General features: G+C 68.5%; 1 protein-coding gene. It reads left to right on the top strand.

Features of this window, described 5'->3' with window-relative positions; translation table 11 throughout:
• The first annotated feature begins 68 nt into the window (after nucleotides 1-68).
• Nucleotides 69-1,327 (top strand): IS3 family transposase gene (locus tag G4G93_RS35335; protein WP_145984767.1). Its coding sequence is split into 2 segments (ribosomal slippage): nucleotides 69-416 and nucleotides 419-1,327, totalling 1,257 coding nucleotides; the frame shifts between segments, so codons are not numbered across the junction.
• Nucleotides 1,328-1,339 lie beyond the last annotated feature (12 nt).

Here is a 1,339-nt window from a genome sequence, read left to right as displayed (position 1 = left end):
TGAAGTAGCCCCCGAAATGACCGGACAGGGGCTCACGCTTATGGAAGTGTGTGCCTATGACCGACCGTATGGTGAGTTCTAACGACCCGCCCCGCGCCGAACGCGTCGAGGTGATCACCTCGGTCCAGCGCCGGCGGCACTGGACCACGCAGGAGAAGGTGCGCCTCGTCGAGGAGACCTATCTACCCGGCCAGTCCGTCTCGCTCGTCGCCCGCCGCCACGGGCTGAACGCCAACCAGCTGTTCACGTGGCGTCGGCTGATGGAGCGCGGCGCGTTCACGGCCGCCGGTGCCGGTGAAGAGGTGGTGCCAGCCTCCGAGCTTCGTGCTGCCCAGCAGCAGATCCGCGAGTTGCAGCGGCTCCTGGGTAAGAAGACGCTCGAGACCGAGATCCTGCGCGAGGCGATGGAGCGGGCCGCCGCCCCCAAAAAGTTGCCCTCGCGCGTGACCTCGTGGCCGGGGGACGGCCGGTGAGCGCTGTGGCCACGGCTTTGAGCGTGTCGCGCCCGCACCTCGCCTCGTCCAGGCAGGCTTCCCCCGCCTGGAAGCCCATGGGCCGACGCGGCCGTCCGCCTGCACCCGACGCTGAGCTACTGGCCGCCATCCAGGCGCTCATCGCGGATCTGCCGACCTACGGCTATCGGCGCGTCCATGCCCTTCTGCGCCGGCAGGCCGAGCGGGACGGTCGGCCTGCACCGAACGCCAAGCGGGTCTACCGGGTCATGAAGGTGCACGGCCTCCTGCTGCAGCGACATGCGGGCGGAGCCGAGACGCGCCGTCACGAGGGCAAGGTGGCGGTGGCCACGCGCAACACGCGCTGGTGCTCGGACGGGCTGGAGATTGCGGCAGAGAACGGCGAGCGCGTGCGGGTCGCCTTCGCGCTCGACTGCTGCGATCGGGAGGCGATGAGCTACGTGGCGACCACGGCGGGCATCACGGGCGAGGACGTCCGCGACCTGATGGTGGCCGCCGTGGAGCATCGCTTCGGGGCGGTCAACCAGCTACCGAGCCTGATCGAGTGGCTCACTGACAACGGCAGTTGCTACGTGGCCCGCGATACCCGCCGCTTCGCCCGCGAACTCGGCTTGATACCGAAGACGACGCCGCTGGAGAGCCCGCAGAGCAACGGCATGGCCGAAGCGTTCGTGCGAACCTTGAAACGCGACTACGTGCGTGTCTCGGTGCTACCGGATGCCGCGAGCGTGCTGCGCCAGCTCCCCGTTTGGCTGGCGCACTATAACGACTTTCATCCTCATCGCGCGCTCGGCTACCGCTCGCCGCGCGAGTTCATCACCCGATCAACCCAGGAGACCCCGTCCGGTCTTTAGGGGGCAACAACA

The organism is Methylobacterium sp. DB0501, assembly GCF_011043735.1.
In the GTDB taxonomy this organism is placed as follows: Bacteria; Pseudomonadota; Alphaproteobacteria; order Rhizobiales; family Beijerinckiaceae; genus Methylobacterium; species Methylobacterium alsaeris.
This window is presented reverse-complemented; position numbering and strand designations above follow the sequence as displayed.